Annotated in this window: 26 protein-coding genes; 13 read left to right on the top strand and 13 right to left on the bottom strand. The window is 66.9% G+C overall.

Annotation, left to right across the window (positions count from 1 at the left end; genetic code table 11):
• Nucleotides 1–4 precede the first annotated feature (4 nt).
• The 5 genes from IAQ70_RS15975 to efeU form a co-directional block, all read right to left on the bottom strand.
• Nucleotides 5–1,063: an iron ABC transporter substrate-binding protein gene (locus tag IAQ70_RS15975; protein ID WP_190990302.1), complete on the bottom strand. Its 1,059-nt coding sequence runs from the start codon at nt 1,061–1,063 to the stop codon at nt 5–7.
• Nucleotides 1,064–1,245: 182 nt separating this feature from the next.
• Nucleotides 1,246–1,809: a hypothetical protein gene (locus IAQ70_RS15970; RefSeq protein ID WP_190990301.1), complete on the bottom strand. Its 564-nt coding sequence runs from the start codon at nt 1,807–1,809 to the stop codon at nt 1,246–1,248.
• A 13-nt stretch (nt 1,810–1,822) separates the two neighbouring features.
• Nucleotides 1,823–3,223, bottom strand: coding sequence for an iron uptake transporter deferrochelatase/peroxidase subunit (gene efeB, locus IAQ70_RS15965; protein WP_190990300.1), 1,401 nt, complete (start codon nt 3,221–3,223; stop codon nt 1,823–1,825).
• Nucleotides 3,220–4,401: an iron uptake system protein EfeO gene (efeO, locus tag IAQ70_RS15960; RefSeq protein ID WP_317983681.1), complete on the bottom strand. Its 1,182-nt coding sequence runs from the start codon at nt 4,399–4,401 to the stop codon at nt 3,220–3,222. Before efeO ends, efeB begins: the two co-directional genes overlap by 4 nt.
• A 39-nt stretch (nt 4,402–4,440) precedes the next feature.
• Complete coding sequence (efeU, locus tag IAQ70_RS15955) at nt 4,441–5,289, bottom strand: iron uptake transporter permease EfeU (RefSeq protein ID WP_190990299.1); 849 nt, start codon at nt 5,287–5,289, stop codon at nt 4,441–4,443.
• Between the two features lie 142 nt (nt 5,290–5,431).
• Between efeU and IAQ70_RS15950 the strand changes: the two genes are divergently transcribed.
• A complete protein-coding gene (locus IAQ70_RS15950) occupies nt 5,432–6,181 on the top strand; it encodes an ABC transporter permease (protein ID WP_190990298.1) in 750 nt (249 codons plus the stop codon).
• On the opposite strand, the gene IAQ70_RS15945 is transcribed toward IAQ70_RS15950, so the two are convergent.
• Complete coding sequence (locus IAQ70_RS15945) at nt 6,153–7,415, bottom strand: glycoside hydrolase family 76 protein (RefSeq protein WP_190990297.1); 1,263 nt, start codon at nt 7,413–7,415, stop codon at nt 6,153–6,155. The genes IAQ70_RS15950 and IAQ70_RS15945 overlap by 29 nt on opposite strands.
• A 149-nt stretch (nt 7,416–7,564) precedes the next feature.
• Between IAQ70_RS15945 and IAQ70_RS15940 the strand changes: the two genes are divergently transcribed.
• On the top strand, nt 7,565–8,383 hold the full coding sequence (locus tag IAQ70_RS15940; RefSeq protein WP_190990296.1) for an SDR family NAD(P)-dependent oxidoreductase: 819 nt from the start codon (nt 7,565–7,567) through the stop codon (nt 8,381–8,383).
• A complete protein-coding gene (locus IAQ70_RS15935; protein ID WP_190990295.1) occupies nt 8,380–9,588 on the top strand; it encodes an acyl-CoA dehydrogenase family protein in 1,209 nt (402 codons plus the stop codon). The genes IAQ70_RS15940 and IAQ70_RS15935 overlap by 4 nt, the downstream gene beginning before the upstream one ends.
• A 33-nt stretch (nt 9,589–9,621) precedes the next feature.
• Here the strand turns inward: IAQ70_RS15935 and IAQ70_RS15930 are convergent, their stop codons facing one another.
• Nucleotides 9,622–10,458, bottom strand: coding sequence for a DUF1684 domain-containing protein (locus IAQ70_RS15930; protein ID WP_190990294.1), 837 nt, complete (start codon nt 10,456–10,458; stop codon nt 9,622–9,624).
• A 142-nt stretch (nt 10,459–10,600) separates the two neighbouring features.
• On the opposite strand from IAQ70_RS15930, the gene IAQ70_RS15925 reads away from it, so the two are divergent.
• The 3 genes from IAQ70_RS15925 (at nt 10,601) to IAQ70_RS15915 (ending at nt 14,812) form a co-directional block, all read left to right on the top strand.
• Nucleotides 10,601–11,281, top strand: a complete 681-nt coding sequence (locus tag IAQ70_RS15925) for an NADPH-dependent F420 reductase (protein ID WP_190990293.1) — start codon at nt 10,601–10,603, stop codon at nt 11,279–11,281.
• 170 nt (nt 11,282–11,451) lie between these two features.
• Nucleotides 11,452–14,274: a phosphoenolpyruvate carboxylase gene (ppc, locus tag IAQ70_RS15920; protein ID WP_190990292.1), complete on the top strand. Its 2,823-nt coding sequence runs from the start codon at nt 11,452–11,454 to the stop codon at nt 14,272–14,274.
• A gap of 232 nt (nt 14,275–14,506) precedes the next feature.
• Nucleotides 14,507–14,812, top strand: coding sequence for a hypothetical protein (locus IAQ70_RS15915; RefSeq protein ID WP_190990291.1), 306 nt, complete (start codon nt 14,507–14,509; stop codon nt 14,810–14,812).
• A gap of 1 nt (nt 14,813) precedes the next feature.
• Here IAQ70_RS15915 and IAQ70_RS15910 read toward each other — a convergent pair whose 3' ends face one another.
• The 3 genes from IAQ70_RS15910 to IAQ70_RS15900 all read right to left on the bottom strand — a co-directional run bounded on the left by IAQ70_RS15910 (nt 14,814) and on the right by IAQ70_RS15900 (nt 16,611).
• A complete protein-coding gene (locus tag IAQ70_RS15910; protein WP_190990340.1) occupies nt 14,814–15,431 on the bottom strand; it encodes a DedA family protein in 618 nt (205 codons plus the stop codon).
• Between the two features lie 38 nt (nt 15,432–15,469).
• Nucleotides 15,470–16,114, bottom strand: a complete 645-nt coding sequence (locus IAQ70_RS15905; protein ID WP_190990290.1) for an AfsR/SARP family transcriptional regulator — start codon at nt 16,112–16,114, stop codon at nt 15,470–15,472.
• Between the two features lie 275 nt (nt 16,115–16,389).
• Nucleotides 16,390–16,611, bottom strand: a complete 222-nt coding sequence (locus IAQ70_RS15900) for a hypothetical protein (protein ID WP_190990289.1) — start codon at nt 16,609–16,611, stop codon at nt 16,390–16,392.
• Nucleotides 16,612–16,836: 225 nt separating this feature from the next.
• On the opposite strand from IAQ70_RS15900, the gene IAQ70_RS15895 reads away from it, so the two are divergent.
• The 4 genes from IAQ70_RS15895 to IAQ70_RS15880 all read left to right on the top strand — a co-directional run bounded on the left by IAQ70_RS15895 (nt 16,837) and on the right by IAQ70_RS15880 (nt 20,515).
• Nucleotides 16,837–17,028 (top strand): hypothetical protein, encoded by a 192-nt coding sequence (locus tag IAQ70_RS15895; protein WP_190990288.1) that lies wholly within the window; start codon nt 16,837–16,839, stop codon nt 17,026–17,028.
• Nucleotides 17,029–17,098: 70 nt separating this feature from the next.
• Nucleotides 17,099–17,299, top strand: a complete 201-nt coding sequence (locus IAQ70_RS15890) for a hypothetical protein (protein ID WP_190990287.1) — start codon at nt 17,099–17,101, stop codon at nt 17,297–17,299.
• Nucleotides 17,300–17,406: 107 nt separating this feature from the next.
• Nucleotides 17,407–19,923 (top strand): MinD/ParA family ATP-binding protein, encoded by a 2,517-nt coding sequence (locus tag IAQ70_RS15885; protein WP_190990286.1) that lies wholly within the window; start codon nt 17,407–17,409, stop codon nt 19,921–19,923.
• A 61-nt stretch (nt 19,924–19,984) separates the two neighbouring features.
• The gene (locus IAQ70_RS15880) at nt 19,985–20,515 is read left to right on the top strand and encodes an O-acetyl-ADP-ribose deacetylase (protein WP_190990285.1); all 531 of its coding nucleotides are present in this window, start codon (nt 19,985–19,987) and stop codon (nt 20,513–20,515) included.
• On the opposite strand, the gene IAQ70_RS15875 is transcribed toward IAQ70_RS15880, so the two are convergent.
• Nucleotides 20,487–21,470, bottom strand: coding sequence for an RluA family pseudouridine synthase (locus tag IAQ70_RS15875; protein ID WP_190990339.1), 984 nt, complete (start codon nt 21,468–21,470; stop codon nt 20,487–20,489). The two genes, IAQ70_RS15880 and IAQ70_RS15875, sit on opposite strands and share 29 nt — an antisense overlap.
• A gap of 145 nt (nt 21,471–21,615) precedes the next feature.
• On the opposite strand from IAQ70_RS15875, the gene IAQ70_RS15870 reads away from it, so the two are divergent.
• Both IAQ70_RS15870 and IAQ70_RS15865 read left to right on the top strand, forming a co-directional pair.
• Nucleotides 21,616–22,251 carry a winged helix-turn-helix domain-containing protein gene (locus IAQ70_RS15870; protein ID WP_190990284.1) on the top strand — a complete coding sequence of 212 codons (636 nt, stop codon included), beginning with the start codon at nt 21,616–21,618 and terminating at the stop codon, nt 22,249–22,251.
• Nucleotides 22,244–22,936 (top strand): SRPBCC family protein, encoded by a 693-nt coding sequence (locus IAQ70_RS15865; protein ID WP_190990283.1) that lies wholly within the window; start codon nt 22,244–22,246, stop codon nt 22,934–22,936. The genes IAQ70_RS15870 and IAQ70_RS15865 overlap by 8 nt, the downstream gene beginning before the upstream one ends.
• Nucleotides 22,937–23,058: 122 nt before the next feature.
• Here the strand turns inward: IAQ70_RS15865 and yczR are convergent, their stop codons facing one another.
• Nucleotides 23,059–24,660: a MocR-like transcription factor YczR gene (gene yczR / locus IAQ70_RS15860; protein WP_190990282.1), complete on the bottom strand. Its 1,602-nt coding sequence runs from the start codon at nt 24,658–24,660 to the stop codon at nt 23,059–23,061.
• Nucleotides 24,661–24,721: 61 nt separating this feature from the next.
• On the opposite strand from yczR, the gene yczE reads away from it, so the two are divergent.
• Nucleotides 24,722–25,384: a membrane protein YczE gene (yczE, locus tag IAQ70_RS15855; protein WP_223860147.1), complete on the top strand. Its 663-nt coding sequence runs from the start codon at nt 24,722–24,724 to the stop codon at nt 25,382–25,384.
• Here the strand turns inward: yczE and IAQ70_RS15850 are convergent.
• Nucleotides 25,381–26,319 carry an Fpg/Nei family DNA glycosylase gene (locus IAQ70_RS15850; RefSeq protein ID WP_190990281.1) on the bottom strand — a complete coding sequence of 313 codons (939 nt, stop codon included), beginning with the start codon at nt 26,317–26,319 and terminating at the stop codon, nt 25,381–25,383. The two genes, yczE and IAQ70_RS15850, sit on opposite strands and share 4 nt — an antisense overlap.
• Nucleotides 26,320–26,345: the final 26 nt, after the last annotated feature.

Below are 26,345 nucleotides of genomic sequence, written 5' to 3'. Positions count from 1 at the left end.
AGAATTACAGGAGTCCTGCCTTGGTCATCAGCTCGGTGACCTTCGCGGAGTTGAGCTTGGCCGGGTCCACGGTGGGGGCCTGCAGGTCCTTGATCGGAACCAGCTTGTCGTTGGCTGCAACACCGGAGGCGATGGCGTATTCGAACGAGGTGCCGTTCTTGAGGACTTCCTGGCCCTTCTTGCCGGTGATGAACTTCAGGAAGGCCTGCGCCGCGGCAGCGTTCTTCGAGGTCTTCAGGACACCGCCACCGGAGACGGACACAAATGCGCCCGGGTCCTGGTTCTTGAAGTAGTACGGCGTGACCTTGTTGGAGTTCTCGCCGGTCTTGGCCTGGTCGCCGTAGTAGTAGTAGTGGTAGATCAGCGCGGCATCAACTTCGCCGGCGTTGACTGCCTTCATGGCGGTGCTGTTGCCCTTGTACGCCTTGAAGTTTTCCTTCATGCCCTTGAGCCATTCCTCGGTGGCGGCTTCGCCCTTGAGTTCGAGGAGCGAGGCGACGATGGCCTGGAAGTCGGCGCCGGACGGCGAGGCAGCCCACTTGCCCTTCCATTCAGGGTTGGCCAGGTCCACCATGGACTTGGGCAGCTGGTCTTCGGTCAGCTTGGCCTTGTCATAGACCAGGACGGTGGAGCGGGCAGCGATGCCGGTCCACTTGCCCGTGGTGGGGCGGAACTCGGCCGGCACCTGGTCGATGGTGGCTTTGTCCACGTCGGCAAACAGGCCGGCGTTTTCAACCTGCGCCATTGCAGGGGAGTTTTCGGTGAGGAACACGTCGGCCGGCGAGGCGGCGGCTTCCTGGACGATCTGGTTGGACAGTTCGGTGTCCGACCCCTGGCGCATGGTCACCTTCACGCCGGTCTCAGCCGTGAAAGCTTCGATCCATTCCTTGGTGAGGCTTTCGTGCTGGGCGTTGTAAACCGTGATCTCGCCGGAGACGGCTTCGGAAGAAGCGGACGCGGAACCGGTGGCTGCCGGGGTGGTGCTGCCGCCGCAGGCGGTCAGTCCCAGGGCTGCGGTGGCGGCGAGTGCGATGCCGGCAAGAGCGCTGTTGCGGATCTTCATTGAGGGCTACTTTCTGGGGAAAAAGTCTGTGGACCCGGGGGTCTTGGCGAGCCGGGGGATCGGTGGCTCACTCGAGAAACTGTAGGTTAGCCAAACCTAAGACTCCAAGCGAAGCAGGCCTTAAGTGATCAGGATCACATGCATTACGGCACTGTTGCGTGACGTAATTCGTCCATAGCGAACTAGCGGCGGCTCATGCTGTTGGCAAAGCCGACGATGATTGCCGTCCACCAGAAGCCCTGCGACAGGACCAGTGCCACCAGGAGCCGCGCCCTGAGGTTCACGGCGACCTCCTTGAACATGGTTCCGTCGGGCAGGGCATGGAGCGTGCGCATGGCAGGGATCAGCGAAATTCCGTTGAGCATCAGTCCCAGGACGCAGCACATCTTGAGCTGAGTTGCCGGGTTGGTGACGTCCGGATGGATGAACGCCCCGGTCAGCAGCAGCCCCGCAAGGCCGATCCAGATGAGCGGGGCCGCGGCGGATTCCAGCCTGCTGGTGTCATGCAGGCCGCGCTTGCCGATGAGCCACAGGAAGCCGACCCAGTCCACCACGATGACCGAACCGAAAGCCAGCACCATGGCCAGGACGTGCGCGGACAATGCCAGCCGGTGGATCCCCTGGTCAAAGGTGAAGGTACTGCCGGCGGCGACAGAAATGCCCCACGCGCCCATTGCTGCCAGGCACAGGACCGGAACCAGCAGCCCCGGCCGGGACAACGCAGAACCCAGAGCCGGGGCGCTCATGCCGGGCCGTCCATCAGGTGAAGAGGCCTTCGCCAACGAACCCGCCCGGCCGGATGCCCGGCGGAACCGCTGCCAAAGCGGAGCCTGTGTGCTTGAGGTACTCCAACGCCAGCGTGTCCTGCCTGGCCATGGCAAGCTGCATGGGTACGTAGTGCGTCCGGGGATCTTTGACGAACGCGATGAAGAAAAGCCCCGCGTCGAGGTGCCCCAGCCCGTCAGAGCCGTCGGTGTAGTTGTAGCCGCGGCGGAGCATCCGCACGCCGTCGTTCTGGTCCGGGTGGGCGAGCCGGACATGGGAATCCATGCCCATCAGGGGTTCGCCGTCCCTTCCCTGGATGGCGAAATCCGGCGCGCTGAATTCCTTGCCGCCGGAGAGTGGCGCCCCCTCGGACTTGGTCCGCCCGATCAGCTGTTCCTGCTCCCGCAGTGACGTGCGGTCCCAGATCTCGATGTGCATCCGGATCCGGCGCGCCACCAGGTAGCTGCCGCCCTGCATCCAGGCCTCCTCCGGGCGGGAGCCTGCCCCGGCCCAGACATGGTCCTGAAGCAGCGAGGTGTCCTCGGCCTTGAGATTGTTGGTTCCGTCCTTGAAGCCGAAAAGGTTTCGTGGGGTCTGCTGCTCCCGGGACGTGGACGAAGTGCGGCCGAATCCGAGCTGGGACCAGCGGACGCGTACGCTGCCGAATCCGATCCGGGCCAGGTTGCGGATGGCGTGGACAGCCACCTGCGGATCGTCGGCGCAGGCCTGGACGATGATGTCGCCGCCGCTGCGGTTGGGCTGCAGGTCATCGCCCGGGAAGTGGGGCAGGTCGATCAGGGCCTCGGGGCGGCGGCCGTCCAGGCCAAACCGGGCCATGCCGTCCTTCTCGAAGAGCCCTGCACCGAAGCCAAACGTCACGGTGAGTTTGCCGGCGCTCAGGCCCAGGGCCTCGCCGGTATCCTCCGGCGGTGCGTCGTACGGGCCGTTCACGGCCCCGGTGGTGCCTGTTTCCCGGCCCTGGGTCATCGCCTCGGCCGCGGCAGTCCAGTCCTTGAGGAGCTGGACGAGGGCGGCACGATCCTCGGTGATGACATCGAAGGCGGCCATGTGCAGGCGGTCCTGCGCGGCTGTGGTGATCCCTGCCTGGGTTCCCCCGTGAAACGGCACAACATCGCCGGTTCCTGCCGGTGCCGGGGCGGCAACGGCGGTCAGGGCGTCATGGCTGAGCAGCCCGGCGGCGAGGCCGGCGAGGGCGCTGGCGCCTCCGACGCCCGCCAGGGAAAGCAATCCCCGCCGTGACAGGCGCGACGCCGGAGCGTCCTGACCTGGGGGCGCGGCGGCTGGGGCTGTGGCGGGCGCAGCAGAAGGTGCCTGGGCAGCGGAACCCGATGCACCGGCGTCGTGCGTACCGCCGCCGAACGGGCAGCCGGTCACAGCACAACAGCCGCGGTGAGGTGCGACAGCGGTTCACCGAGGGCGTCAACCAGGGCTGCCAGCTGCTGGACCTGGTCCTGGCTCAGCTCGTTGTAGTAGGCAAATCCTTCACCGCGGGCGTGTAGCTTCAGTTCGGCCTGGAGGGCGGCGAACTTCGTGTCCAGGGACTTTGCGAGTTCCGGGTTCTTCTGGTCCAGGACGGGACGGAGGTTCTCGAACGCGATCCGGGCGCCGTCAACGTTCGCCTGGAAGTCCCAAAGGTCGGTGTGGGACCAGATCTCTTCCTCGCCGGTGACCTTGCCGGTGGCCACCTCGTCGAGGAGTTCCTTGGCCCCGTTGCCCAGCTTGTCCGCCGTCAGTTCAACGGTCCGCGTGCGGGTGGCCAGGTCCTCGGTGTCGGCTACCAGCTGCGCTGCGAGTGCCTCGCGCTCGGGTGCGGTCAGCGCAGGGAAACCTGCCGGCGGGAACAGGTCCTTCTCGGCCCGGTGCCAGCCGGTCCATTCCTCGCCCGGCGCGAGGTCGGCTTCGCGGGCGTCCAGCTTGGGGTCGAGGTCGCCAAAGGATTCGGCCACAGGTTCGATCCGCTCCCAGTGCATGCGGGTTGCGGCGTAGAGGTCACGGGCCTTGGCGGCGTCCCCGGCGGCGTAGGCCGTGGCGAATTCCTTGGTGCCGGTGACGAGTTGCTCGGTCTGGTCCTTGACGTAGGACGCGTACTGGGCGGTGCCCTGGTCCGTGAGCGCCTTGAGGTTGGTGTCGACCGCGGGCTTGTCGCCGGACTCGGTGACCTCGAAGCCGGCGCGGATTCCGTCGCCCTGCATGCCCGGCTTGCACGCCGTTGTGTAGGTGCCGGCGGGTGCCGTCACCACGAGATTGCGGGTCAGCCCGGGGCCGATGTTTTCGACCTCGGCGACGATGCGCAGGCCGTCCTCCGCCAGCAGGTAGAACTCGGTGACCTGGGTGCCGTCGTTCTGGATGGCGAAGGTGATGTTGCCGCTCTTGGTCGTCTGGGTGGACAGCGTGCAGGCGTCGGCCGTACTGGAGACCTTGATGGGACCCGCGGCCGCTGCGGCGTTGTTGTCGGTGCAGGCGGCCAAGGTCAGCGGCAGGACGGCGGCGGCAAGGAGGGCAACGTAGCTGGATGTCCGCTTGGGGAAATTGGGCAGGGGGAGGTTAGGCACGGGTGGATCCTTTGGGGAGTGATGCGTTGGCTGGGGGAGTTAGGAGACTGCTGTGGCGGCCGTGGCACGGTACGGGGTGACGATGTGGGCGCGCCGGTTGGAGCGGAAATAGAAGTACATAACGGGCGGAACGTAGAGCAGCCAGGCGGCCGCTTCGAACCAGGTGGTGGCGGGGGAGAAGTTCAGTGTCCCCTTGAGCAGGGTGCCGTACCAGGACGACGGCGGGACGGCGGCCGAGACATCGAAGGCCAGGGTGTGGAGGCCGGGGAGGATGCCTGCCTCCTGGAAATCGTGGACCGCGTAGGCCAGGACACCGCCGGCAATGACGATCAGGGCCGCCCCGCTCCAGGTAAAGAACTTCCCGAGATTGACCTTCAGGGCTCCCCGGTGGAGCAGGTAGCCCAGGGCGGCCGCCGTCGCCAGTCCCAGCAGGGCCCCCAGCAGCGGGGAGGTCGAGGAGCCGGAGGACTGCGCCGCGGCCCACAGGAAAAGCGCAGTCTCGAGGCCTTCACGGCCGACAGCGACAGCCGCCACCACCGCGAGCCCCCAGGCCGTTCCCCCGGACTGCACGTCCACCCGCGAGCGGAGGTCGCTGCCCAGTGTCCGGGCGGTCCTGGCCATCCAGAACACCATCCACGTGACAAGCCCTACGGCCAGCACCGACAGGCTGCCGCCGATGGCCTCCTGGGCTTCGAACGTCAGGCCGCGCGGGCCGTAGGTCAGCAGGGCACCGAACGCACAGGAAACGGCGACGGCGAAACCGACGCCCGTCCACATCCGCGGGAGGAGATGCCTGCGGCCACTCTTGACCAGGTATGCCATCAGCAGGACCACGATCAGGGTCGCCTCGAGGCCTTCGCGGAGGCCAATCAGGTAGTTTGCGGTCATTGCGGGCGGCACCTCGGTTCGTGGCAGCCAAGGTTAGGCTTGCCTAAAAATGAAGGTTACCGAGCCGCCCGTGAATTATGCAACCTTTGTGTGAGCTAATAGGGAAATGTTACGGGACGGTCACGCTGGCTATGCTGACCTCATGCCTGAGCTCGCGGAGTTCCTGCCCACACTTGTGGGCGTTGGCCTGCTGATCGCGCTGGCCACTGCGGTGCTGCTGGCCTTCCGGGTGTCGTCCGCGTTTTCGCCCGCGCTCGCGATCCTCAGGGGAGCGGTACAGCTGGCCGCCGTCAGTTTTGTCCTCAGCGGCGTCATCACGAGTCCGTTGTGGGTTGCCGTTGGACTGCTGGTGATGTTCACGGTTGCGACGGTCAGTGCCACCCGGCGGGTGGGCTGGAGCTGGCCGCGACTCGGACTCGTGGGCGGCTCGATGGCTGCCGGCATCACGGCCACGCTGCTGATCATTTTTGGCACCGGCGCCATCGACTTCAGTCCCCGCTACGCCCTGGCCATTGGCGGAATTGTGATCGGGAACGCGATGACGGTGGCGGTCCTAACCGGCCGGCGGTTCGCGGAGATGGTCCACGATCGTTGGGATGAGGTGGAGGGCTGGCTGGCGCTGGGCGCCACGCCGCGGCGGTCAACCCTGGATCTTGCCCGGCGTTCAGTGCATGCGGCCTTGATTCCGGCCACTGACCAGACCAGGACCACAGGCCTGGTCACCCTCCCGGGGGCCTTCGTGGGTGCCATCTTCGGTGGGATTTCGCCCTTGGAAGCCGGGCGCTTCCAGATCGTGGTGCTCGCGGCGATTATGGCTGCCGGAGCCGTCACTGCCGTCCTGGTGGTCGCCCAGCTCGCGCCGGTCAGGGTGCAGCCGGCGCTGCCCCGGTAACCGGAGCCCGGCCAAGGCTTGCGGCGGCCTCCAACACCATCCAGGCCTGCAGCTGGGTGGAAAGTTCGACGGCGGCGCCCGCCGGGTAGGTAGCGTCCGCCGGCTGCGCCGCGTGGATGGAGAAAACCGGGTCCCCTGGAGTGCGCCGGCCCGCCCAGAACGCCGCGGCGGTCGCGTTAACAAGTTCGGCAGCAGTGGTCCGGGCGCCCGCCGGGAGCCTGGCATCGAGGGCGGCGAGCGCCAGGTAACGGCAGAGGATCCCGGTGAAGAGTCCGCCGTCGCCCGTTCCATCGCAACGGAGGATGCTGGTGCGGGTGTCCGGCGAGCTTCCGGGCACCACCGCAGGGGCCGGGACCGTCAGGTGCTTGTCCACCGCCCTGATGACGGTGGCGGCCCGGCTGAGGTTCTCCTCGCCGCCGAGCTCCAGTAGGGCTCCCAGGACCGGCCCCTGGTTGTACGTGTAGATGGCGTTCTCCAGCGTGATTTCGCCGGCCGCGTTGAGGCGTGCCCCGTCGACGTAGAGGCCCTGCGCCTGGTCAAACAGGACGGTGTTGAGCCAGTCCACCAACCGCTGTGCCTTGGCCTGCTGGCCGGTCCGGGCATAGTAGAGCGCTACCGGTGCCGTGGCCGGCGTGTTTTTGAAGTCCCGCTTTTTACTCCAGAAGGTCCCGCCGCCCAGGTCGTCGGTGGAGGCGGAATCGAACTGCAGGGTCAGGGTTTTGTGGACCCGGGCATTGCGGCGGCGGCCCGGTTTCCGGGTCTCCTCCGCCAGGTTCTGCAGGCGGAGGGTGGCCAGTGCCAGCCAGGCCATGTCGTCGTAGTAGGTGTTGACGAATGTGAAGGCGTTGCGCAGCCGGATGCCCGTGACCAGCCTGGACGCGAGTTTGCCGGCGCTGGGGTTGGCGGGGCCGTTGAACCTGGCCGCCGGCGTGGCTCCGTTGCCCAGTTCGCGGCGCCCGGCGTCCACGAGGCAGTCCACATAGTGCGCCTGCCACCAGTAGTGCCAGGGACGGAACAGGTTCTGCAGTCGGTGCGACGGCCAGCGGACCGACCCAAGGTGGGTTCCGGGCAGGAACAGCAGCCGCCGGCCAAAGTGCGACGTCACCGAGCGGGCGGCCTCGTTCGCGCGGGCCTGCCAGTCGGTAGGTGTCCAGTCGGTAGGCGTCCGGTCGCTGGGTGTCCGGTCTGTGGGTGTCCGGTCGGCGGGTGCTGGGCTGGTGTCCGGCGGAGTCATGCGTCCACCCTAGCGGGCGTTCGCGGCCGGTTCCTGGGCGCGAGGTGCCTGAGCCCGCGCGAGGGTGCGGCGCACACGTATTTCAGTTAACATTCACTAACTAATACTCGCCGCCGGTACGCCTGCGGGGGCCGCATCAAGGAGGATGTATGGACGTCAAGGGTACGGTCGCGCTGATTACGGGCGGGGCGTCGGGTTTGGGCGCTGCCACCGCGAAGCGCCTGTTCGACGCCGGCGCCTCGGTGGTGCTGGTGGACCTGCCGTCGTCTGCCGGGTCGGCTTACGCGGCGGAGTTGAACGCCGGCGGCGGTACAGGCGCGGGTGGCCCAAAGGACGCCGGGCCGCGGGCGGTCTTTGTTCCCGCGGACGTTACCAACGAGGCGGAGGTGCAGGCCGCCGTCGATGCCGCCGTGAACGCCGGGCCGCTCCGGATCGTGGTCAACTGCGCGGGCATTGCCACGCCGGGCAAAGTGCTGGGCCGTAACGGGGTCCTCCCGCTGGACGTCTTCAACCGCGTCATCCAGGTGAACCTTATCGGGACGTTCAATGTAGTGCGCCTGGCGGCCGCGGCCATGGTGGAGACGGAGCCGGTCAGCACCGGCCTGGGCGGCCCGGAGCGTGGCGTCATCGTGAACACCGCATCCGTGGCGGCCTTCGACGGACAGATCGGCCAGCCGGCCTACGCCGCCTCGAAGGGGGCCGTCGCCGCGATGACCCTGCCGTTGGCCCGTGAGCTGGCGCGCTCGCTGGTGCGCGTGGTGACCATCGCCCCGGGGATCTTCGAGACACCCATGATGGCGACGCTGCCGCAGGATGCCCAGGACTCGCTGGGCCGGCAGGTCCCGCATCCCTCGCGGCTGGGCAAGCCTGCCGAGTACGCCAACCTGGTGGCGCACATCGTGGACAACGCCATGATCAACGGCGAAACCATCCGGCTTGACGGCGCCATCCGGATGGGCCCGAAATGAACGGGCTGCCCACCGCCGACTTTTTCGCTTTTGAGTCCCTGCTTGACCCGAAGGAACAGGCCAAGCTGGCCGAGCTGCGGGCGTTCCTGGCCACGGAGATCGCCCCCTACGCCTCGGAGTGGTGGAACAAGGCGGAGTTTCCGGCGCACATCCTGCCCAAGCTCGCCGCGCTGGAGCTGAGCACACCCGCGCAACGTGGCTACAGCAATCTCTTCGCGGGCCTGGTCATTGCCGAGATGACGCGCGTGGACACGTCGATCGCCACGTTTTTCCTGGTCCACCATGACCTGTTCGTGGAGTCGCTCTACGGGTTCGGCTCGGCCGGCCAAAAGGAGCGGCTGCTTGAGGACGCCGCAAGCCTGCGCATCACCGGCGCCTTCGCCCTCACCGAACCCGGCCATGGCTCCGATGTTGCCGGCGGGATGGAGACCCGGGCGCGGCGCATCTCCAGCGCCACAGGAAAATCCGACGCCGGCGGCGACGCCTGGGTGCTCAACGGCGCCAAGCGCTGGATCGGGAACGGGACGTTCTGCGACTACATGCTCGTGTGGGCCAGGGACGAATCCGCCGGCGCCGACGGGTTGCCCGGCGCGGTGCGCGGATTCATTGTGGACGCGTCCCTGCCGGGGGTGAGCCGGAGCCGGATTGAAAACAAAATTGCGCTGCGGACGGTGCAGAACGCCGACATCGTGTTTGAGGACGTCCAGGTGGCCGAGGCCGACCGTTTTGCCGGCATCAACAGTTTCGAGGACACCAACCGGCTCCTGCGCGGCTCCCGGATCATGGTGGCGTGGCAGGCGGTGGGACAGCAGCTTGCGGCGTTCGACGTCGCCCGGCAGTACGCCGTCGAACGCCGGCAGTTCGGCCGGCCGCTGGCGAAGTTCCAGCTCATCCAGCAGCAGCTGGTCACCATGCTGGGCAACGCCGTGGCGAGCATGGGCATGATGGCCCGGCTGGCCCAGCTGCAGGACGACGGCGCCGCGGACATGCCCCAGGTGGCCCTCGCCAAGTCCTATACCAGCGCCCGGATGCGCGAGACGGTGGCGCTGGGCCGGTCCATCCTGGGCGGCAACGGCATTGTGACCGACTACCGGATGGCCAAGATTTTCGCCGACGCCGAGGCCATCTTCACGTACGAGGGCTCCTACGAGATCAATACGCTCATCGTGGGCCGGGCCGTCACGGGGGTGTCCGCGATCGTCTGAGGCCCGGTTGGGACCGTCGAAATCCGGACAGGCTCAGTCCGCGAGGGTGGGCTGCTTTTCGCCGGCTTCGATCTTGGCGTCCAGGCTGTTGTTCTTCACCGGCATCGGGCAGGTCCCGAACGGTGTGAACGCGCTGGGGTAGTTGATGGCCCGGTTGAAATCCAGCACCACGGTTGCCTTCCCTTCGGCGTCAACGCGCGGCCGGGGCGTAGAGACCTTCCGCCACTCGTCAGTGGATTCGCCGTTGGTTCCGTCGTGGAAGGTGATGGTCAGTGCCCCGAGCTTGTCCTCCTCGGCGTGCAGGCGGTATTCATGGCTGATTCCGGGGAGCCGGAAAACTACCTCGCCCACCGAATAATGCACACCGTCCACTAAAGGATTGGCCGTTCCGATCGGGATGGCCACCGGCTCGGGATACGGCTCATAGGCGGCCTCAATCACCAGGTCCGGGTTGTAGCCGAAGGTGGGCACGCCGTCGAACTCCGTCAGGACGGGTGAGGCTGAATCCCGGGTGCGGATGGCGTACCGGTCAGCGCGCACGGCCAGTTCAACCACCACTTGCTGGCCGTCGGCGCCGCCGAACTGCACCCACATCAGGGATTCCTCGTTGGTGAGGGAGGCGGTGACGGTTCCGTCCACCCGTTCACCGGTGGCCACCAGCGTCAGGCCGTCCTCGGCCGCGGCGGTGAGCGCCGCCGTCGTGCCGTCCGTTGACCACAAACCGGGGGCGAGGTCGACGCCGGCGGGCCGGGACTCCAGCCACTGGAAGGAGGTGAGGGTCAGCCAGCCGTGGCGGGCGGCCAGGGCTTTGTTCCGGTTGGTGCGGAAACGCTGCCAGCGTTCCAGCTGCGCGGCTGCGGCGGTGTGCATGGTTCCTCCATCAGGGTCCTGGTTGCCCGCTTCAACCCCGGCGCGGCGCCGTTCATTCCGCGGCTGTCCCGGGCGCGCATACTCCGGGAGGCGAGAGTAACGTCTGACCTGAAGGACCACAGCAGACCGGACTGGAGTGACTATGAAGATTGCAGTACTCGGAACCGGAAGCGTGGGGCCCGCCCTCGCCGCGGCCCTGTCCGGACTCGGCCACGATGTGGTGATTGGAACCCGTGACCCGCAGGCCACGCTGGCCCGCACCGAACCTGGCCGGACGGGCGGACCGCCCTTTTCCCAGTGGCACGCATCCCACCGGGAGATAGCCGTCGCCGCGTTCGCCGACGCCGCTGCGGCCAGCGAACTGGTGGTCAACGCGACGAACGGCACGGCCTCAGTTGAGGCACTGACCGAGGCCGGCGCAGCGAACCTGGCCGGGAAGATCGTGATGGACGTCGCCAATCCACTGGATTTCTCCCGGGGTTTCCCGCCGTCCCTGAACCCGGTGAATACGGACAGCCTGGGTGAACAGATCCAACGAGCCTTCCCGGAAGCGAAGGTGGTCAAGACGCTGAACACCATGACCAACAGTGTGATGGTTGAACCCGGCCGCGTTGCCGGCGGAGACCACACCGTGTTTGTTTCCGGCAATGATGCCGGGGCCAAGGCAGAGGTCACTGAAATCCTGGCGGCCCTTGGCCATACAGACGTGCTCGACCTCGGCGACATCACCACCGCCCGCGGCGCGGAAATGATCCTGCCCCTGTGGTTACGGGTGTGGGGTGCGCTGGGGACTGGCGAGTTCAACTTCAAAGTGGCCCGCTGAGCCCGTCACAGGAAAGCCGGTCCTGCGCCGGAAGTCAAGCGCCGGGACGTCAGCTGAGACGGATTCCCGCTTCGCCATCGGGTGCGGGTAGCATCGAATGGTAGTAACGCGGCTCACAGTATCCAGCGCAGTGTACGAGCCAAGTCCCGAACCCTCGAAAGACAGTTTCCATGGCTAACACTGCAGTGAATCCCACAACCGATCTCGCCTCAGAACTGAGGGCCGACGTCCGGCGCGTCTCCACCCTGCTGGGCGAATCCCTGGTGCGCCAGCACGGCCCCGAACTCCTGGACCTCGTGGAGCAGGTCCGCCTCCTCACCAAGGAATCCAAGGAAGCCGCCCGCGGCGGCGCCGATGCCACGGGCCCGTGGAGCGCGCACGACGTCGTCGAGCAGGTCCGCGAACTGCTGGGCTCCCTGCCAATTGAGCAGGCAACCGACCTGGTGCGGGCCTTCGCCTTCTATTTCCACCTCGCCAACGCCGCCGAGCAGGTCCACCGCGTCCGCACTCTGCGGACCAGGCAGGAAAAGGACGGCTGGCTGGCCAAGGCTGTAACCGAAATCGCAGCCCAGGCAGGCCCCGAAAGGCTCCAGGAGGTGGTCGACGGACTGGATGTCCGCCCCATCTTCACAGCCCACCCCACCGAAGCCTCGCGCCGTTCGGTGCTGGACAAAATCCGCAAGCTCTCCGACGTGCTGGCCCAGCCCACCAAGGAAGGCACGTCCGCGCGCCGCCGGCAGGACCGCCAACTGTCCGAGGTCATCGACCAGATGTGGCAGACCGACGAGCTGCGGCAGGTGCGTCCCACACCGGTGGACGAGGCCCGCAACGCGATCTATTACCTCGGCGGCATCCTCACCGACGCCATGCCGGAGATACTGTCAGACTTCTCGGAATTGCTTGGAGAGCACGGCGTCAGCCTCGCGTCCCAAGACGCCCCCATCCGGTTCGGTTCCTGGATCGGCGGCGACCGCGACGGTAACCCCAACGTCACGGCAGCCGTCACCCGGGAAATCCTGCAGATCCAGAACCAGCACGCCGTGCGCATCAGTATCGCCATGATGGACGAGCTGATTTCCATCCTGTCCAACTCCACAGCCTTGTCGGGCGCGGACCAGGGCCTGCTGGATTCGATCGAGGCTGACCTGAAGAAGCTCCCGGGCCTTGACCGCCGCGTCCTGGAGCTGAACGCCCAGGAGCCGTACCGCCTCAAGCTCACCTGCATCAAGGCCAAACTCATCAACACCGGCAAGCGGGTTGCCGTGGACTCCACCCACGAACACGGCCGCGACTACAGCTCCACGGGCGAACTCCTGGCCGATCTGGAACTGCTGGAACTGTCCCTCCGCAACCACTCGGCGTCGCTCGTTGCTGACGGCGCGCTGGCGCGCGTCCGCCGCGCCGTCGCCTCGTTCGGGCTGCACCTGGCCACCCTGGACATCCGCGAGCACGCGGACCACCACCACGACGCCGTGGGCCAGCTTATGGACCGGCTCGGCGGCCCGGGCCTCCGCTACGCCGAACTGAGCCGCCCTGAGCGCTTCGAGGTGCTGGGCTCCGAGCTCGCCTCCCGCCGTCCGCTGTCCGGCCACCCCATCAAGCTCGACGGCGTCGCGGACGGAACGTACGACGTGTTCCGTGAAATCCGGCGCGCCCTGCGCACCTACGGTCCGGACGTCATCGAGACCTACATCATCTCGATGACCCGCGGCGCGGACGACGTCCTGGCCGCGGCGGTCCTGGCCCGGGAAGCCGGCCTGATCAACCTGTTCGGCGAATCGCCGTACGCCAAGATCGGCTTCGCGCCGCTGCTGGAAACCGTGGAGGAACTGCGCGCCTCGGCGGAGATCGTGGACCAGCTGTTGTCCGTGCCGTCCTACCGGGACCTGGTCAGGCTCCGCGGCGACGTCCAGGAAATCATGCTGGGCTACTCGGACTCCAACAAGGAGTCCGGCGTGATGACCAGCCAGTGGGAGATCCACAAAACCCAGCGCAACCTGCGCGACGTCGCGGCCAAGCACGGCGTCCGGGTCCGGCTGTTCCATGGCCGCGGAGGTTCCGTGGGCCGCGGCGGCGGGCCCACCTACGACGCCATCATGGCCCAGCCGAACGGTGTGCTGGAAGGCGAGATCAAGTTCACCGAACAGGGTGAGGTCATTTCGGACAAGTACTCGCTGCCGGAGCTGGCCCGGGAAAACCTCGAGCTCTCTCTTGCGGCTGTCCTCCAGGGCTCGGCGCTGCACCGCGACCCCCGGACCTCCGACGACCAGCGCGAACGCTACGGGCATGTCATGGAAACCATTTCCGACGGTGCGTTCGACCGGTACCGGAAGCTCATCGACGATCCTGACCTGCCCGCCTACTTCCTGGCCTCCACCCCGGTGGAGCAGCTGGGCTCGCTGAACATCGGCTCCCGCCCGTCCAAGCGCCCTGATTCCGGTGCCGGGCTCGGCGGCCTCCGCGCCATCCCGTGGGTGTTCGGCTGGACCCAGTCCCGGCAGATCGTGCCGGGCTGGTTCGGCGTGGGCTCGGGCCTGAAGGCTGCCCGCGAGGCCGGCCACTCCGGTGAGCTTGTGGAGATGATGGAGCAGTGGCACTTCTTCCGGTCCGTGCTCTCCAACGTGGAGATGACCCTGGCCAAAACGGACCTGGACATCGCCGGTTACTACGTGGCCACGCTGGTACCCGAGGAACTGCACCGCATCTTCCGCACCATCCGCGAGGAGTACGACCTCACGGTCACGGAAATCCAGAACCTTACCGGTGAGAACGTGCTCCTGGATGCTCAGCCCACGCTTAAGCGTTCGCTCGAAGTCCGCGACCAGTACCTGGACCCCATCAGCTACCTGCAGGTGGAGCTCCTCCGGCGCATCCGGGCCGCCCAGGGCACAGAAGGCGAAACCATGAGCAACGCCGAGATCGACGAAAGGCTTCAGCGGGCCATGCTGATCACGGTCAACGGGGTCGCAGCAGGCCTGCGCAACACCGGCTAAGGCTGCGCAACACCCGGCTAAGGCTGCGCAACACCCGGCTAAGGCTGCGCAACACCGGCCAACCCCCACCCCCTCGGACGCTCTCTCACTTAATGCGGGTTTTTCCCAAACGCTCTCTCACTTTCCTAAGGAAAGTGAGAGAGCGATCGGGGTTTTCCTGCATTAAGTGAGAGAGCGTCTGGCGGGGAGGGGGAGGGGCAGGGGCAGGCGCGGGGTGGGTAAGGTTGACGGCATGCCTTCGTTCCAGACCCGCCTGAAGATCACCGGCCTGAAGCCCGGCAATGCGCCCGAAGCCGTGATGGCCGCCGCCGTGGAGGCCCTGGAGACCCGTCACCATGTGGAGGCCAACCAGCTGGAGCTCGCTGGCGGCGTCCCGCAACTGAACCTCCGCTTCCTCGTGGAGCCCACCGAATACAACGGTGAGAACCAGCAGGCGCGCGCATCGGCAGCCATGATGCGCGACGCCGTCGAACGCGTTGCGCTGACCGGCTCACTGATGGTGCTGCGCCGCAACCGCGGCCGCTGGGCACCCGTGTAAATCAGTCGCCCGGAGCTGGCTCATCCACGGGGGAGCGGGTGCCGCGGCGGCGGGTGACAATGACTCCGACGGCGGCGCCGATCACCAGCCCCACTCCCACGCCGATCAGCGAGCTGGCCCAGAACGGCAGCCCGGTTGCCGAACCCGTGAAGTAGCCAAGACCCACCAGCCAGCCGGCCCAGAGGACCGCGCCGAGCCCGGCGCATAGGCTGAAACCGCGGACCGAGACATCGGCGATTCCCGCGGCTGCCGACGTCGCCAGCCGTCCGGCCGGGATGAAGCGGGCACCGATAATGGTCCCGTAGGTGGATGAGCGGCCGGCCCTGGCGATCGCTTGATGGATGCCGTGGTGGACCTTCCGGCCCCAGCGCCACCGGTCAAGCACATGGCTGAGCCGGCGCTTGAAAAGCTGGAACACCACCATGTCGCCGAGCCAGGACGCCAGCGCAGCCAGGGCGGCCACGAGTAGAACGTTGGCCCGGCCGTCCGCCGAGAGGGCGCCGCCGGTGATCACCACCATCTCGGACGGGATGGGCGGGAAGATGGCGTCGCCGAGCACCACGGGGATGATCCAGAAGTAGATCGCCGCACCCCAGCTGTCGGCGTTGCCAAAGTCCATGGCCACAAAGTACCGCACTTCGGGCTGGGGGACGGGAGTCAGTGCAAGGCCGGACGGAACGCCGCTACGAGATCACTCAACTGGCCTGATGGCATAACGCCGAGTTCGCTATCAAGTCTGCTCGCGAACATCGTGTACGCACGGACTGCAGCCGCCCTATTCCCGGCCGCAAGATGGGCCTGGACAAGCAGGAGATGCGCCGATTCCCTGAGGGGTTCGATGCTCACTGCTGAAATGGCCGCGATCACGGCCCGGGCGGGTTCGTCGGCCGCCAGATGCTGCCGGGCCATGAGCTCCAGCGCGCTGAGGCGCAATTGCCGCAGGCGCTCCTGTTCGAAGATCACCCAGTCGTCATACCAGCCGGGCAGCAGCTCGGCCCTGCTCAGGTGGTCCAGGTAGCCGTCGGGAACCTGGACCCCGGGCTGGGCGTGCATCCTGGCAACGTGCCGCTGCAGTGCTGAGACGTCCACACGGACCGATTCCTCCAACTCCAGTGTGTCTGCCCCGGTATGGAGAAGGTCCGGAAAAGAGTGGGAAATGCACCAGACGGTGGTGCGGAGGTTGCCAGCGGCCTGCGTTTCGCTGCTCTTCGGCCACAGCAGGCCGGCCAGGAAACTGCGGTGGCGGCACCCGAGAAGTCCCACACAGGCGAGCAGCCGTTGCTCACGGGTAGCTACCGTCACTGCGTCGCCGCCGCAACGCAACCGCCAAGCCCCCAGTAGGCTCAAGTGCCAATCCTGTGCGAGAGCCACCGTCATGCTTTTCCCTCTCAAGCGGCCGGATTCCACTCGTCCCCCAGCTACCATCGTGGCACTTGGCTTAATCATGTCAAGCGATTTTAGTAACGGGGGTAGGGCGGACGGCCAAGTGGGGTAGGGCGGGCTTGGCTGCCCGGGATCGCGTCGGCCTGCTGGCCAACATGGGTGCGCGGGCCAAGACCCCGCTGCTGTGACGGTGCCTAGCGGCTGACGGGGTCCGGCGCGCCGGCGGAGTGGTCTTCCGGACGCAGCGAATCGAGCCAGCGCCGGACTGCCAGGAGGATTTGTTCGGCGTCGGCCGCGGATTCCACAACCTCCCGCTCATGCCCAGGGCGGCTGGAGATCAAACGGGCCCGAAGCTGGTTGTTTTGGGCAGGCTCCGCCCACGCGCGGATAACCATGGTGCCTTCAATGTCCGCCATGAGCGGGCGCCCTGCTTTCGTCGTCTGCAATTCGCAATTGTCCAGGGACATTACTGCCCGGTATGACCATCCTAGGCATAGATTATGTGGCGCCCAAGTCAAATGCTGGCACGCCCTATTTTCACCAAATAACGCAGAAATAACACAAAAATGACGCGGCTGTAACGGGGTTACTACGGCCGGGCGCGTTGACTGGTCGGGAGACTTCGAAAGGGGGTGATTGATATGAAGAAGGAACTCACCATTCAGGAGCTGGAAAGCGAGCAGGTGGAGCTGTTGCCGTCGCGGGAAACCTTGTTGCTGGATACCAACTGGGCAAGCGTGTACGCGACGAACACCTCGCTCGCACTGAACGCCGGCTCACTGCTCGCATCGGCTAACAGCGCTGCGGTTCAGACGATCCTTGTAGCCCAGTAGCCAGGGTTAGTCCGCCTGATATCCCGATATCTGAACCCCGGGGCTGCCTGGGGGAGAGAGGTGTGGTGCTATGACGGCATCAAACGAGCTGTCACCGGTGGAACTCGACGCCGAGGTTTTGGAACTTCTTCCCGTTCGGGAAACGCTGTTCTTCGACATCAACGTCGCTCCCATAGTCGCTGTGAATCTTTCGATGGCCGTCAATGCGGCTTCAATCGGTTCCGTGGCGAACTCGGAGGCCTGGCAGACCCTGTTCGTAGCTCAACAGTAGTTCTGCAGGATCTTTGCAACCTGGCGGGCATGCTCCACTGTCGGGGCATGCCCGCTGTTCCTAGTGGCTAAGCCCTTTGTGGGGAACATGACAAGTTGGCGGGGAAAGTGACAGCAACACCTGATGCTGCGTTTCTAAGTCGCTGGGTCCCGGCGCCCGGGATTATTTTTCTCGGGCCGGTTGAAGGCTCGGGACTTAAGGACCACAGCTTCCTGCTGCAGCGTGGTGACGGGCAGATTGTCCAACTCTCGGAGCTGCTCCACCTGGTGATGCTTTCCATCTCGGCGGAGAAATCCCTTGACGACGCGGCACGCGACATCAGCGATGCCTACGGCCGCGAGCTGGGTGTGAGCGGGCTGCTCCACCTGATCGACACCAGACTCGCGCCGATGGGGCTGGTGAGGGACAACGCCGCCGATCCGGCCGAGGCTGCGGCCGCGCCACGGGCCGACCCGCTGCTGGCACTGCGGCTGAAAGGCACGCTTCTTCCGGAGAAGGCGGTCAATGCCTTGGCCTCGGTCCTGGCGCCGCTCTATTGGGGTCCCGTTGTGGTGACCGTCCTGGCGGCGCTGGTGGTTGTCGATGTCCTGGTGATTGCCAGGAGCGATTTTATGGCGTCACTGGAGCAGATACTGCTCACCCCGGCGCTGCTGCTGGGCATCTTTGCGCTCCTGACGCTGGCGGCCGTGGTTCACGAACTGGGGCATGCCACAGCGTGCCGGTACGGTGGTGCGCGGCCCGGGGTGATCGGCGTCGGCGTATATCTTGTCTTTCCCGCGTTCTTCACCAACGTCACTGACTCATACCGCCTGGGCCGGGCAGGCCGGATCCGCACCGACCTTGGCGGGCTGTACTTCAACTGCCTCTGCCTGATCGGTTTGGGCGGAGCGTACCTCCTGACCGAACAGGGATTCTTCCTGCTCGCGGCCGGTCTGATGCATTTCCAGATGATCCAGCAACTGGTGCCGACGCTGCGTTTCGACGGCTACTTCGTGCTGGCCGATATTGCCGGCGTCCCCGACCTGTTCAACCGGATCCGCCCGGTCCTGCTCAGCCTCATCCCGGGCCGCCCCGTGGATCCGCTCGTCACCCAGCTCCGCCCGTTCGCCCGCCGCATCGTCACGGTGTGGGTTGTCACCGTAGTGCCGGTCCTGGTTTTTTCGCTCGGCTGGATGCTGGTCAACCTGCCCGCGATCATCGAGCAAACGGCCACCGCCATCCGGCGTCACGCGGGGCTTGCTGCCGCCGCCGTTGAGACGGGCGATCCGCCCGCTGCGGCGCTCTCCATGTTGTCCATCCTCATGTTGTCCTTGCCGATAGTCGGCCTGGCCATCCTGCTGTACCGGCTGCTGTCCGGCCTGCTCGCCCTCTTCCGGCGCCTCGGCAGGCGCCTGTTGCGTTCGACGGCGGAGCCTGAGGCCGTGGTGCCACGGCACCTCCGGGCGGTGCAGCCCGGGGCAGGGAAGCCACCACAGATGGGGAAGCCACTACAGAAAGGAAGGTCCGCCATGGCTATTGCAGTCAACCCCGCGGCCATGCCCGTCAACCCCGCGGCCATGCCCGACAACAGCGTCCCCCCGGCTCCGCTGCGCTCGCCGTCGCATTTCGAGGCTTCGGCCGCCGCTGCAGCTTCCGGGTCTGTGCCCGGGGGCCTGCCGGGATCCGTGCCCTGGCCCCAAACGGGCGACGACGTCCCCACCCTGCAGGATTTCCTCGCCGACCGGCCGACGCCACCGTCAGCCCTGGCCGTGACCGGCTGGCAGGGTGCCATCCGGCGGCTCACCGGCAATTCAATCAGCCCCGCACCCGGGCGCCGGGAACGCGCCCACTTGCAGGCTGTCGAAGATGTCCAGCGCCGGCTTGATGGCCCCCGGACCGTGGTTGTGGTCAACCCCAAGGGCGGTGCGCATAAGACCACCGCAACGCTGCTCCTGGCGGCAACGCTGGGCATCCAGCGCGGCGGCTACACCCTCGCCTGGGACAACAACGAGACGCGCGGCACGCTGGGGTGGCGGGCACCGATGGCCGGGCACACCGCCACGGCCGTTGACCTCCTGCAGGAGGTGGACCGCTTCGAGGACCCGGTCCTGGGCCGGATCGGGGACCTGGACCGGTTCGTCCGCTACCAGGGCTCCGCGCAGTTCGATGTGCTGGCCTCGGACGAGGACGCCGCCGGTGCTGCCACCATCGGAAGCCGTGAGTTCGACCGGCTGCACTCGGCGCTCCGCCGTTTCTACCGGATCATCATGGTGGACACCGGCAACAACATGCGGTCCTCCAACTGGGAAGCGGCTGTGGCTGCGGCGGACGAGCTGGTGATCGTCTCCACGCTGCGCGAAGACACCGTGGCCAGTGCCGTCTGGCTGGTGGACGGATTGCGCGAACGCGGCTACCAGGACAAGGTCAGCAACGCCGTGACCCTGCTCGCCGCACCGTCGCTGCAGACGGATGTGCAGTTGCATCGGCGGACCCGGGCTCACTTCGAGAGCCTCACCAGGGAAGTCCTCGACGTTCCCTATGACAGCTCCCTTGTGGCCGGCGGACCGCTCAGTTACCAGGCGCTGCAGCCGGAAACGCGGGAGGCCTGGCTCCGTGCCTCGGCTGCGGTGATGCAGGGCCTCTGAGCTGACGCCTGCGGACCATCCACCCATTTATCCGCGAGCCGGCACGTGGGAAACTGGCCGCATGCGGATCAGCATCCTCCAGGCCGATATCACCACCCGCGCCGTGGACGCGATCGTCAACGCGGCCAACTCCTCGCTCCTGGGCGGCGGAGGGGTGGACGGAGCTATCCACCGCGCTGCAGGGCCCGAACTCCTGGCCGCCTGCCGCGAACTCCGCGCCGCCGACCTGCCGCACGGTCTCGCGGTGGGTGCCGCCGTCGCCACCCCCGGGTTCCGGCTCCCGGCCCGCTGGGTCATCCACACCGTGGGACCGAACCGGCGCGCGGGGCAGACCAACCGGGCGTTGCTGGTTTCCTGCTTCAGCGAGAGCCTGCGGCTGGCGGATTCGCTGAGCGCCGGTTCCATCGCGTTTCCGGCAGTGGGTGGCGGCGTTTACGGCTGGGCCGGGCGGCAGGTGGCGGAGGCAGCGCACGACGCCGTTACCGGGTTTGGTGCTTCACATCCGGAGAGCACCCTTGAGCGGGTGGAGTTCGTGCTGTTCAGCTCCGAGATGGAGGATTCGTTCAGCGCGGTGTTTGAACAGCCTCGCTGAGTTCCAGTGCGCTGCGGTATTCGACGGGCTGCTTGCTGATGGGGTCCACAAACCGGATGCCGCGGGCCAGCAGCTGCAGCGGTTTGGCGTAGTCGTCCGGAGCCTTGTCCAGCAGGTCGGGGTAGAACGTGTCGTTGACGATGCCGAGGCCGAGCGAGGCCATGTGCACCCTGAGCTGGTGAGTCTTCCCGGAGTGCGGTTCAAGCCGGTAGCGGGCACGGCGGTGCGTGCCCTGGTTGCCGGCGCTGGCGGTGACGGCCGTCCGCGGGGAGGCGACGCCGTCGAGCGTTTCCAGGCGTTCGATCCGGGTCTCCGCGTTCGGTTCGCCGTCGATCACTTCGGCCAGCAGGTAGCTGCGGGACTTGGTCATCCGGTTGCGGACCACCACGGGGAAATCGACGGCGGGATACCCGGCCGCGGGCTCCGCGGCGGAAACACACTCGTATTCCTTCTGCACCTGGCGCTTCTCGAACAGCACCTGGTACTTGCCGCGCGTCTCCGGATTCGTGGACAGCAGCAGCACCCCGGCAGTCATGCGGTCCAGGCGGTGCATGGGGATCAGGTCCGGCAGGTTCAGCTGGTTCCGCAGCCGGACCAGCGCCGATTCCTGAATGTAGGTTCCGCCGGGGGTGGTGGGCAGGAAATGCGGCTTGTCCACCACCAGCAGGTGATCGTCCTGGTGCAGAATGCTGATGTCCACCGGGATGCGGGTCTCCGGCGGCAGGGTGCGGTAGTACCAGATGAAGGTGTGGTCATCGAGCTTCGTGGCCCGGTCCAGCGGGACGCCGCCCTCGCCCACGATCTCGCCGGCGTCGAACCGGTCCTCGATGCCCTGCGGATCGATGTGGCCCCAGCGGTGCATCATGTAGTCCATCGCGGTGGTCCACGGCCCCTCGTCCGGGAGGCGCAGGCGGGTGGCGTTGACGCCGTCGCGCACGGGGAGGGGGGATTGCATCACCGGTCCATTCTACTTTGCGTTGCGGGCCCGCTGTGCGTGCTTCGGGCCGGTGCGGGCGTCGATGGCAGGCCCGCAAACGAGCGCATATCCGACGGAAAAAAAGTTCTTGACAATAAAAGTTGTCGGTAACCATACTTGAAGCATGTTGGACATCGAAGTGATCGAGGATCCGGCCGCGGCGGAAGCGTCGCTGGACCCGATCCGCACGCGCATCCTCCGGGAGCTGGCGGAGCCGGGGTCGGCCACCCAGCTCGCAGCCAAGGTGGGGCTGCCACGGCAGAAGGTCAACTACCACCTCAAGGCCCTCGAACGGCACGGGCTGGTGGAGCTCGTGGAGGAGCGGCGGAAAGGGAACGTCACCGAACGTGTCCTCCAGGCGACGGCGGCCTCCTACCTGATTTCCCCCGTTGCGCTCGCATCGGTGGCGCCGGATCCGCACCGCTTTTCGGACCGCTTTTCCGCCTTCTGGCTCTTGGCGCTCGCAGGCCGGATGGTCCAGGAAGTGGGCAAGCTGATCGCCGGCGCCGCCGCGGCCCGGCAGAAGCTCGCCACGTTCGCGATCGACGGCGAGATCACCTTCCGGACCGCCTCGGACCGGGCCGCGTTTGCCGAGGAACTCGGTGTTGCGGTGACCCGGCTGGTGGACAAATACCACGACGGCGGCGCGGGCGGTAGCGGCGCGGGCGGCGGGCGGAAGCATCGGCTCGTCGTCGCGCTTCACCCCGTACTTAAGGCCCCCACCAAAACCACCTCAGCGAAGGAGCAGGACAATGACTGATAACCGCGAATTTGAGATCGTCTACGACGCCGAACTGCCGGGCACTCCCGAGCGCGTCTGGGAGGCCGTGACCAAAGGTACCCCGGCCTGGATGTTTCCCACTGACCAGTGGCCGGACGTCAAAACGGTCCAGGAGTACCCCACGCATCTGGTCTCCCGAATGGACGGCCCTGACGGCTGGTTCAACCAGCTGGAGCACGTCCTTGAACCGCTCGACGGCGGCCGCGCCAAGCTCCACTACGTCCACAGTGGGATCTTCGCCGACAACTGGGATGAGCAGTACGACGGTGCGCGCCGACACACCGAGTTCTACCTCCACACGCTCGGCCAGTACCTGGCGCACTTCGACGGGCAGCCGGTGGTGTTTACGGACATCCAGGGACCCGCGGCCTCGCAGGCGCCGGACGGATTCGACCGGCTGAAGAAAGCCCTCGGCGTGGACTCTGCCGCGCAGGGTTCAGCGGTGGAGATGGAGGTCGACGGCGTCGGGCGGCTGTCCGGGGAAGTGGACTTCGTCAACGAGCACTTCCTGGGACTGCGGACCGCGGACGCGATGTACCGGTTCTTTGGCCGCAACGCCTTCGGCGCTCCGGTGGGCATGACGGTCCACGACTTCAGCGGCAGCGGCGATCCGGAAGCCACGGCCAAGGCCTGGGACGGGTTCCTGGAAAAGGTCTACGTCTAGGAGATCTGTCGACGCGGGAACTGCATTTCGACGCGCAAAATACCTGACGCGGCCATATATCGGGCGCGCCAGGTATTTTGCGCGTCGGCGGGGAATCTGCGCGTCGATTGCGAATTCGCGTGTCATGCGATGGCCACGGCCGGGGCCGGTTTCAGGGTGCGGCGGAGCTGCGGGGCGGCATGGAGTCTGTCCTGGGCTGAGCGCAACGCCAGGACTGCTGTCTCCAGCTGTTCCGGCGGCAGGGTGAACGGCACCCGGAGGTAGCGTTCGAAGGCGCCGCCGACGCCGAAGCGTGGCCCGGCGGCGAGCCTGATGCCAAAATCCGGGGCGATGACCGTCAGTGCGGTACTGACAGGCGCCGGCAGCCTGCACCAGACGGACAGGCCGCCGGCCGGGCGTTCCGTTTGCCACTCCGGGAGGTGTCCGGCCAGCAGTTCCAGCAGGGCGGCGCGGCTGTCCCGGAGGGCGCCGAGCCGGGCGGGAAGGGGTTCATCCAGGGCGCGGACCAGGTGCGCTGCAGCCAGTTGTTCCATGACCGGTCCGCCCAAATCCAGGGACGACCGTGCCGCGGCAAACCGCTGGATCATCGGTTCCGACGCGCGGATCCAGCCCGTCCGGAGACCGGCCCAGTGGGATTTGCTGAGCGAGCCGATGGTTACCACCGCAGGACTGAAGGCAGCCACGGGAGTGGTCACGGCGCCGTCGAGGTTCAACGCCCGAAGCGTCTCATCAACCACCAGGACAGATCCGGCGTCCGCTGCGATTCGGACCAGTTGGCGGCGCTGGCGGTCGGGCATCAGCTGACCGGTGGGATTGTGGAAGTCCGGCACAACGTAGGCCATCTTGGGGCGTTGCTGCATCATGGCGGCGCGCAGGGCCTGCATGTCCCACGCCGGAGCGGGCAAGCCGCCCGCGGATCCCTCAGCGCCGGGACCGCGGCCAGCGCCGGCGTCGTGCATTGAAGTGAACGCCACAGGGATGGTCCGGCAGCCTGCGGCCCGGATGGCGTCCAGGGCGTTCGGGTAGCTGGGGTGCTCCACCAAAACCCTGTCCTGCCGCCCGGCCAGCGCACGGATGATGATGTTCAAGGCGTGTTGCGCTCCCGACGTCACCAGGATTTGTTCGGCAGTGGTGGGCGCGCCCGCGGCGGTGTAGCGCGCGGCCACAGCCTCGCGCAGGGGGAGCAGGCCGATGGCATCGTAGCCGAAGCCCGGCAGGAGCGCGGGCAGTTCGGTGAGGGCTGCTGCGAACGCGCGATGCACCACTTCGCCACTGGCCGGCAGCGATGCGTACGCGAGGTCGATGAGTCCATCGGGGGCGGCAAGCCCGGGTGCCGCGAGCCCGGGTGGGACAAATCCAAGTTCGGTGGCTTCGTGCCCCGGCGTCGCCGCCGGGCGCCCCGGAGTGCCCGACGCCGGGCTGGCGGGGAAAGCGGATCCCATGGGCGATAGGCGCGGAATCCGGGTCCGGCCCCGCGAGCCTTGCCCGCTGCTGAGGAAGCCCTCCTCGCGGAGGAGGGCGTACGCGGCCGTCACCGTTGTTCGGCTGACGCCCAGCACCTCGGACAGGGCCCGCTCGCTCGGCAGCGCGGTGTCAAGGGCCACCCGGCCGTCCAGGACCAGGAGGCGGACGACGTCGGCCAGCTCGCGGTAGGCGGGTGCGGCGCCGGGGTGCCACTGGCCCAGGAGGCGTGCCAGTGCGGACGGGTTCAGGGATGCGGACATAAAGCCAGTATCTCAAACTGGCTATGTAATTCAATGCCAGTTCTCTGGCAGGGTTGTCGTTATGTTGACCCGCAGACTCCTCCAGCTTTTTGTCGGCCTGGCCATGTACGGCGTATCACTGGCTCTGTTCATCCGCGCCGGACTGGGGCTGGACCCTTGGGATGTGTTCCACCAAGGCGTTGCGGGCAGGACCGGGTTGAGCATCGGCGTGGTGGTCATCATCGCGAGCTTCCTGGTGCTGCTGCTGTGGATCCCGCTGCGGCAGAAGCCCGGCTTTGGAACGCTGGCCAATGCGGTCCTGGTAGGGGTCTTCGCCGACGTGGGTCTGGCGCTGATTCCCGCGTTCTCCCACCTCGGCGGCCAGATCGCGATGCTCGTCGGGGCCGTGGTGCTGAACGGCATTGCAACCGCCTGCTACATCGGCGCACGGTTCGGCCCCGGCCCCAGGGACGGCCTGATGACGGGACTGGCCCGCCGGACCGGCTGGTCGGTGCGGATCGCCCGCACCCTGATTGAGGTAGTGGTTCTCGGCGTCGGGTGGCTGCTGGGCGGTTCCGTGGGGGTGGGCACCGTGGTTTACGCCTTGGCTATCGGCCCCCTGGTCCAACTGCTGCTGCCACGGTTTATGGTGCCGGTTCCCGTCAAGGAAGCCGTGGCGCCCGAGTCCCGGGAGAGTGACGCACTTCGGTCCCCTGCCACCAGCGGCCAGGCCACCAGGGGCTAGTCCACCAGCGGCTGGTCCATCAGAGGCTGGCACTTCGGGCAGAAGTAGATGTCCCGTTCTTCCTCGCCGTTGAGCTTTCCCAGTACACCGCGCCGGATGGGGGTACGGCATTTCAGGCATGGCTGGTGTTCGCGACGGTAAACCCAGTAGCCCGGCCTGCCAGCCATTCGTCCCACCGGCATCCCGCGGGGATTGAGGATGGTGACCCGGCGACCGGGGCCGAGGTTTGCTTCCAGCAGTTGCTTGGCGTCCGTCATGAGGGTCCGGAGGTCCTGGACACCTGAGACGGGCGTCGCCGGGTGCACCCCGGACAGAAAGCAGGCCTCGCACCGATAGATGTTGCCGATGCCCGCCAGATTGCGCTGGTCCAGGAGGGCAACACCGATGGGGACATTCGGCGCCGCGCGGATCCGCTGTTCGGCCTCGGCCAGGTCCCAGTCCGGGCCCAGCAGATCCGGCCCCAGGTGACCCACGACCCTGTCCTCATCAGCGGTCCTGACCACCTCCACAATTCCCAGGGAGAAGCCGACGGCGTCCGCCACCGCCGTGCGCAGCACGCACCGGGCAGTGAATCCAGGCTTGCGCCACCGTCCCCCGGGCGGATAGACCTGCCAGGTGCCTTCCATTTTCAGGTGTGAATGGATGGTTAGCCTTCGCCGCTCCGGGGCCTGATCGCCCGGGATCGGTTCGCCCTGTACCTGTTCGCTCCGTACCTGTTCGCTCCGTACCTGTTCCCCCGCGTCACGTTCGTCCGGTGGTCCCTGCACACGCATCAGGAGGTGTTTGCCGCGCGGCACAACCTCGGTCACGGTCCAGCCGGCGAGATTGAGGGTGGCAAAGCGGGGCACCCGGAAATCGGATGCCGTGAGCGTCTGCCCGGCCAGGGCCTGGTGCAGCTGGGCGGCGGCCCGCCAGACCGAATCACCCTCAGGCACGGATCCTCACTTCCCCGAACTGCATT

The organism is Pseudarthrobacter sulfonivorans (assembly GCF_014712225.1).
Classification (GTDB): domain Bacteria; phylum Actinomycetota; class Actinomycetes; order Actinomycetales; family Micrococcaceae; genus Arthrobacter; species Arthrobacter sulfonivorans.
Note: the sequence above shows the minus strand (reverse complement) of the source record. Positions and strands in the feature narration are given on the sequence as shown.